Source organism: Fibrobacter sp. (assembly GCF_045112255.1).
In the GTDB taxonomy this organism is placed as follows: domain Bacteria; phylum Fibrobacterota; class Fibrobacteria; order Fibrobacterales; family Fibrobacteraceae; genus Fibrobacter.
Genome location: NZ_JBGUHR010000109.1, coordinates 23,392 through 29,967 on the forward strand (window position 1 = coordinate 23,392; position 6,576 = coordinate 29,967).

The window sequence follows — 6,576 nt, forward strand, 5'->3', positions numbered from 1 at the left end:
GCAATTACAAATTAATAGACGAACACGGAGAATCCAAGATTCATCTGCCAGCGCCCGCCCGAAACATCCTTATCAAGGAACGGATCATAATGTTCAAGCACCCAGTGATAGCCAATATCGAGCGTCAGGAACGTCCTTGAAAAAACAACCCAGAAAGTACCAAAGCCGGCACTCCATTCATTCCAAGCAATGTCGCCATTTTCGCTCAAAGCGCTCACTCTGGAATACGACCCCGTCAAGTAAAATTCGCTTAAAAGATGCGCACCGACATCGACACTAAAGTCAGAAGATTTCACTTCACTTTTCTTGTCATCGCTATTCTTTTCTTCGTAGCTCGAAAAGCCGTAACCCAAGCGAACAAAGGCAAGTCCTGGCATCCAGGCCCCAATCATCGGCTTGATCTGGCAAACGCCAATACCGTGACCATCACCAACACCAGCCCCAGAGCCGATCCCAAAAGAACCGCCCAAAAAGAGCGGCCATTGCATACTCGGCCCAGTTCCAGCAGAGCTTTGCCCTAGCGGATTGGAAATCGTAGGCGTATTCGCGGCCGGGACTCTCTGTGCAAAAGAAGATGTCACACCCAACAGCACAGCCACTGCAACAAGCAAGAAACGATTCAAGAAAATATTCTTCATATTAGAAAACCAGGATCAAGGCAAAAGCAACACCCATAACCGCATTAAAAAGAGCATCGTACTTCGAAATCAGATAGTTCTTTTTAGAAAGCGTCCTGTCGTGCAAAAGCTCAATCAACATTTTATCGGAAAGAAACAAAGTCAATAGCAACTTGATCACGAGCAAGGCCACAAGCCAGACCACAATATCCGAAAGGTAGATCAGAACGGAATAGCCAATAGACAGCACACTGGACAATAGAAGATTGGACCTTCTCAAATCTGCGTCTGTAGCAGCATTGTCCTTAGCCAGCCTCAAAAACTCGCCTGCCTTTTCGGAGACGGTTTTAAAGCTTGCACAAAATTCGGAAATGTTATAGCCCATCATGACAATAGATGCGATGAGCGCAATTTTCACAACGTAATCAGACATAAATTTACTTTCCTGAATTCAAAATTCGCACATAACTTGCATAACGCGCTTCGGAGATCTTTCCCGATTCAACAGCGGCGCGCACGGCGCAACCCGGCTCTTTAAGATGCTTGCAGTTGCTAAACTTGCACGTAAAATGATCATCTTCAAAAAATCCCGGGAAAATCTTCGCGAGCGTTTCGGGTTCCATGTCCATAAGGCCGATGCTACGGATCCCCGGAGTGTCGATCACGTAACCGCCACCCGGAAAATCAAACAAGCTCGAAGAAGTCGTCGTATGCCGGCCCTTGCCGTCGCGTTCGCGGACATCTCCCGTGCGCAGTTCAGCATGGGGCACAAGCTCATTGATAAGCGTAGACTTTCCGACACCGCTCATGCCGCTAAAGACAGAGGACTTTCCGACGAGTTCATTGCGCAAGACTTCAAGACCATCCCCGCTCTTAACGCTCACGGGAATCACCTTGTCCACGATTTTCATGAAGTCGCGGATATCGCTTGAAAGGTCCGCTTCGCCGTTCGGCAGCAAGTCCATCTTGGTGAGCACGAGCACAAACGGCAAGTCGTTCAAGTTTGCAGCAAGCAAAAAGCGGTCCATGAATCCGTAGTTGAATTCCGGCTGCGTCACGCTTGCGACAATCACGACCTGGTCGATGTTTGCAGCAAGCGTCTGCTGCTTGTAGAAACTGTCACGCGGCCCCGGGCGCTTGAGTTCGCTCTTTCGCGGGAGCACACGCACAACGCAATACTTCTGCGATCCGACACCGTCGCCTTCGTCATCGCCATCGTTCACAAGCCCAAGCAAAACGCGGTCGCCCACGGCCGGGAATTCCCCGAGCGTCTTGGACGTCGTCGCACGGTACATGGCGGTGACTGTAGACGGTAGGAAGCCGGAAGTAGGAAGATCGTCATGGCGGACCGGATCCGCCATCTCTTGCAACCTTGATTCCGGCTCTGGGGCCGGAATGACGTTTGAACGGACTTCGTCTAAGCGCACTTCGCAGGTGCGGCGGTGGACTTCGAGCACTAAGCCTTCGACGCAGTTTTCTTCGCCGATGTTTTCGACCGGATTCTTGATGCGCTTGATTTTCGCCTTTTTAAATTCGCGGCTGAAACGCTCCTTGATCGGTCGTTCATCAACGACACCCGATTCCAATTCACGCATCACGTCGATACGGCGGCTTCTGTGTTCGCGCCTTGACGTGCGGACACTCTTCAATGGAGCTTCATTTTCGTCGGAATCAAAATCGTTATTTCGCATCTTTCTTCAATTTAGAAAGTTTTTCGACTTCGAGTTCCCGCGCTTCTTCCAATTCCTCTTCAGTCACAGGGCGGCCACGGCGAATCGATTCCATCAAGAAATGAATCGCCTTCAGGCGGCCATTGCACTTTTCGATGCAATTGTCGTAAAAACCTTTCGTTTTCCAGTCACTTTCGGGAATATGCTCCGAGGCATACAGAAAATGTTCAACGCAAATAGAAAGCTGTTCAGCTTCCTTCCTCAAATCTTCCAGATTACTCTTCGTAAAAAAAGGCATGGTGTAAAGATAGTTAATCAGTAGACGGTAGGAAGTTAGAAGTAGGAAGAAGAAAGATATCGGCAAGGGATGGAACTAACAGATATACTTTTTCGCATATTTAGGGCAATTTTAAAGACAAGACTCTTTTCGCAAACGCATTATTTGTCTATTATTCAGTCGTAATCGAAGGGAAAATCAATGATTTCCACATTCAGCATGCTCGTTAAAATGACCCGTCCGGTAAATATCGTGATTGCAGCAATCACGCTTGTTGTAGGCTACATGCTCCTACGGCATTACCCAGACATTCCGGTTCTGATTTTGCAGATGCTCGGGTTTGCAACAGCCATCGGCTTTGCCAACATCCAAAACGACATCCTTGATTTCGAAAGCGACAAGCTGAACCGTCCAGAACGCCCTCTCGTAACAGGCAAGGTCTCCGTAAAAACCGCTCGCAGAGCTTGCTACGCTCTTGCCGTCATTATGCTTCTCTGCGGAATTGGCGACAGCATCTTCCAGAACATACGGTTCATCGAAATCGTCAAAGATCCAGCGCTCGCACAGGAATTCGGATGGATGGGAACAGTCATTTTATCGTTCCCGGTGTGGTTTTTCGCATTGCTCGGCGCACTCCTCATCGCCTACAACCGCAAGCTCAAGCGCTCCCCCATATTCAAGAACATAACCGTCGCATTCCTTTGCACAACGCCCCTGCTTTACGCCGTGCAGCATTTCTTCAATTTTTCACTGAGCGCAAACCCGGAAGAATACATGTGGGCCATCATCCCCGCCATTCCGTTTGCATTCCTGCTGACCATAGCACGGGAAATCTACAAGGATCTCGAAGACACGACAGGAGACCTCAAAGCAGGCATCATGACGTTCCCGCTCGTCGCCGGAGACAAAGTCGCCAGACGGCTTGCCGCAGACATCATCATATTCACGTGGATATCGCTCCCGGTTCCCGTGTTCTTCCTGGACAAGCTCTTTGGGCACAATTATCCGCCCGTTTTCCTTGCCATAACGCTGGTGACACTTACCCCATGCTTTGTCGTCGCCATCTTGAGCGCCCACCGCAAGAATTACCGTCGGGCACAATCCGTTACAAAGATTGCAATGTTCCTTGGGCTTATTGCACTGATGGTTTGCATTCTGCTCCCGTCCTAACTTTACATTTTACGTAAAGTTTTACATTTTACGTTTTACAATTTCCGTAATACATCTGAAAAAAACCACAATTTTTGCCATTGGCACATATTTTGCTAATCCGCGGCGTCCGCTTCCCCGCTTGCACCCGTTTGGGTGAGCTAAGGCCCTCAAGGCAAGGGAGGCTTCACTTCAAAGAGGCGTTATGCTCGAAGAATTGCATGAAGAATGCGGCGTCATCGGTATTTATAACGGTGACAATGTCGCCCGCAATGTAGCCATGGGACTATACGCATTACAGCACCGCGGCCAGGAAAGTGCCGGGTTCGCTGTTTCTGACGGAGACAAAGTCCGAGTCCGCAAGTCCATGGGTCTGGTTTCCACCCTTTTAAGAGATTACAACATCGACGAACTGCAAGGTTTTGCAGGCATTGGCCATGTGCGTTACAGCACGACTGGCGCCTCAACTCTCGCGAACGCTCAGCCGATTTTGATCAGCTGCAAGTGGGGACAAATCGCAGTCGCCCACAACGGGAACATCACAAACGCCCCCGAACTCCGCGCCGAGATGGAAGCCGACGGCCACATTTTCCAGACCACATCCGATTCTGAAATTCTCCTGCACGAAATCGCCCGCACCAAGGCGGACACTCTAGGCGAAGCCATCAAGATCGCCATTACTAAATTTACCGGCAGCTTCTGCCTCGTATTCTTAAGCAAAGACACGATGTACGTCGCCCGCGACGGCTACGGTTTTAGACCACTCTCGATTGCCCGCATGGGGAAATCCTGGTGCGTCGCTAGCGAAACCTGCGCATTCGACTTGCTCGGAGCGAACTACGTTCGCGATATTCAGCCCGGCGAATTCTTGACCATCACTAAGAATGGTCTCCATTCCGAACGCTTTACGCAAAAAGATCGCCTCGCCCACTGCATTTTCGAATACATCTACTTCAGCCGCCCGGACTCAAAGATTTTCGAGCAGAGCTGCGACAAGATTCGCCGCAAGATGGGCAAGCAACTCGCCAAGGAATGCCCGGTCGATGCCGACATCGTCATTTCCGTGCCGGATAGCGCGACCACAGCAGCGCTCGGCTACGCACAGGCAAGCGGCATCCGCTTTGAAATCGGGCTTTTAAGAAACCACTACGTGGGCCGTACATTCATTGACCCGACGCAAAACGTGCGCGAACAAAAGGTCCGCTTAAAGTTCAACCCGATCGAAGGTGTGCTTAAGAACAAGCGCGTTTGCGTTGTCGAAGACTCCATCGTCCGCGGCACAACGCTTCGCATTCTCTCCAGAATGTTGCGCGATGCGGGCGCCCTCGAAGTGCACATCCGCATTGCATCGCCTCCGGTTGCGCACCCGTGCTTCTTCGGGATGGACTTCCCGAGCCAAGGTGAACTCGCCGCAAGCTCCATGACTCCCGATGAAATCGCCAAAATGCTCGGCGTCGAAAGCCTCGGCTACCTGAGCGTCGAAGGCATGAAAAACTGCACCGGCGAAGGCGAGAACTACTGCGCCGCCTGCTTTGACAACTGCTACCCCGACTACATCGGCGCCCATGCCGAAAAGACGAGATGCGGGTAGACAAAAGTTTAAGCACCAAGCATTACTAAAAAAAGAAATCCCCGAAGACAAAGCGTTTTCGGGGGATTTTTTTTGAGAAAGCCCTTATTGGAACCATACGCTCCGTGAACCATCAGAACACTGTAATTTTCGATAGACTCCATTGGCTTGGGGACAGCCCAACAAGTAATAATAAAGAGCAACAAAAACAAAGATGCTTTTTTCATACAAAGCTATTCTCCATAATAAATTACTATTGACTGATTCGTAATCATCCGCTTCATTATTTAATCTTGTTAAAATCAATTCCTTAGATAAATAGTTTCACCCTTTTCATTAACAAATTTTGCATTTTCAATTTCTACACCACCCAACCATCGAATCGGCAGACAGTTCAATCCGTCATCAGTGGAAAGTTCACACAAATTATTTCCTAGTTCCAACATATTACCCCAAAAAGGACCTATGGCAGCATTTATCTCCAACAACCCCTGATCTTCATTATCCACAATTAAATGTCCAATTTGATCCGTATGAGCTATTGTCCGTAAACAATAAATCTTATTTTCTAACGCTCTCACATCATCGCATTCCCTAATCCATTCTAAATCCCGATTCAAACGCTTATAAACAATCATTTTTGCGACAGTGTCCAAAACAGCATACTGACAATATTCATCACCATATTCAGATGTCTGTAAAGCATTATCTAAAGTTTTTCCGTTTACAGATGCAGTCCCCAAAATAATAAACTTGCCATCAACCCATTCATGTATACGCCTTGCATCAATTTTTTTACTACATCCTTCAAATTCAGGCTTCAATTTCAATTCATGTGGTTTCTCTCCTATTTTCCATAATTTAATGGAATTGGGCAAACCACTTCCCCAAACTACAGAATCCGTTAATTGCCCATAGAACCAACTAGACGAATGTAACTCAGACACAGAATCACACCACCGAGGACCATCTTCCTGAACACGATAATTATAAACGCATAAACGAGGGTTTCCAGCATCTTCATCGTCATAGCGCCCTCCATTCCAAGTCTCTTTCGATTCTAGCCAAAAACGATAATCGCCAACCATCACCAACGAGTCATCAACAAAACCGATAACCTTAGCATTGCGACGTGTTTCTTCCCATTTAAACGTCACATCATCCGAACACCCCCACATGCATACGCATGCAAAGGCAACCACCAACACAGCGAGCATTTTTCTTAATCCAAACTTGTTCATTTTATTTTCCATAAGAGGTTCTCCTATGTTTAAAATTTTCCAATATAAATTT

Annotated in this window: 7 protein-coding genes; 2 read left to right on the plus strand and 5 right to left on the minus strand. The window is 48.2% G+C overall.

Annotated features, from left to right (window positions below; translation table 11 throughout):
• Nucleotides 1-11: 11 nt before the first annotated feature.
• From ACJMM9_RS13960 to ACJMM9_RS13975, 4 genes are read right to left on the minus strand one after another with little or no spacing between them, the layout of a single operon-like run.
• Nucleotides 12-638, minus strand: a complete 627-nt coding sequence (locus ACJMM9_RS13960; protein WP_405328182.1) for a hypothetical protein — start codon at nt 636-638, stop codon at nt 12-14.
• Nucleotide 639: 1 nt separating this feature from the next.
• Nucleotides 640-1,050 (minus strand): hypothetical protein, encoded by a 411-nt coding sequence (locus ACJMM9_RS13965; RefSeq protein ID WP_405328185.1) that lies wholly within the window; start codon nt 1,048-1,050, stop codon nt 640-642.
• 4 nt (nt 1,051-1,054) lie between these two features.
• Nucleotides 1,055-2,308 carry a ribosome small subunit-dependent GTPase A gene (gene rsgA, locus ACJMM9_RS13970; RefSeq protein ID WP_405328194.1) on the minus strand — a complete coding sequence of 418 codons (1,254 nt, stop codon included), beginning with the start codon at nt 2,306-2,308 and terminating at the stop codon, nt 1,055-1,057.
• Nucleotides 2,298-2,585, minus strand: coding sequence for a hypothetical protein (locus ACJMM9_RS13975; protein WP_088641198.1), 288 nt, complete (start codon nt 2,583-2,585; stop codon nt 2,298-2,300). Before ACJMM9_RS13975 ends, rsgA begins: the two co-directional genes overlap by 11 nt.
• Before the next feature lie 180 nt (nt 2,586-2,765).
• Here ACJMM9_RS13975 and ACJMM9_RS13980 point away from each other — a divergent pair, with 180 nt between their 5' ends.
• A complete protein-coding gene (locus ACJMM9_RS13980) occupies nt 2,766-3,734 on the plus strand; it encodes a geranylgeranylglycerol-phosphate geranylgeranyltransferase (RefSeq protein ID WP_405328197.1) in 969 nt (322 codons plus the stop codon).
• A 184-nt stretch (nt 3,735-3,918) separates the two neighbouring features.
• Nucleotides 3,919-5,304, plus strand: coding sequence for an amidophosphoribosyltransferase (gene purF, locus ACJMM9_RS13985; RefSeq protein WP_073424504.1), 1,386 nt, complete (start codon nt 3,919-3,921; stop codon nt 5,302-5,304).
• 281 nt (nt 5,305-5,585) lie between these two features.
• On the opposite strand, the gene ACJMM9_RS13990 is transcribed toward purF, so the two are convergent.
• Nucleotides 5,586-6,576 (minus strand): hypothetical protein (locus ACJMM9_RS13990; protein ID WP_405328200.1); only part of this gene is annotated, 991 nt, incomplete at its 5' end.

Coding starts and splice junctions, on each gene's coding strand:
- rsgA (WP_405328194.1), bottom strand. CDS start 2,308: ATGCGAAATAACGATTTTGATTCCGACGAAAATGAAGCTCCATTGAAG.
- ACJMM9_RS13975 (WP_088641198.1), bottom strand. CDS start 2,585: ATGCCTTTTTTTACGAAGAGTAATCTGGAAGATTTGAGGAAGGAAGCT.
- purF (WP_073424504.1), top strand. CDS start 3,919: ATGCTCGAAGAATTGCATGAAGAATGCGGCGTCATCGGTATTTATAAC.
- ACJMM9_RS13960 (WP_405328182.1), bottom strand. CDS start 638: ATGAAGAATATTTTCTTGAATCGTTTCTTGCTTGTTGCAGTGGCTGTG.
- ACJMM9_RS13965 (WP_405328185.1), bottom strand. CDS start 1,050: ATGTCTGATTACGTTGTGAAAATTGCGCTCATCGCATCTATTGTCATG.
- ACJMM9_RS13980 (WP_405328197.1), top strand. CDS start 2,766: ATGATTTCCACATTCAGCATGCTCGTTAAAATGACCCGTCCGGTAAAT.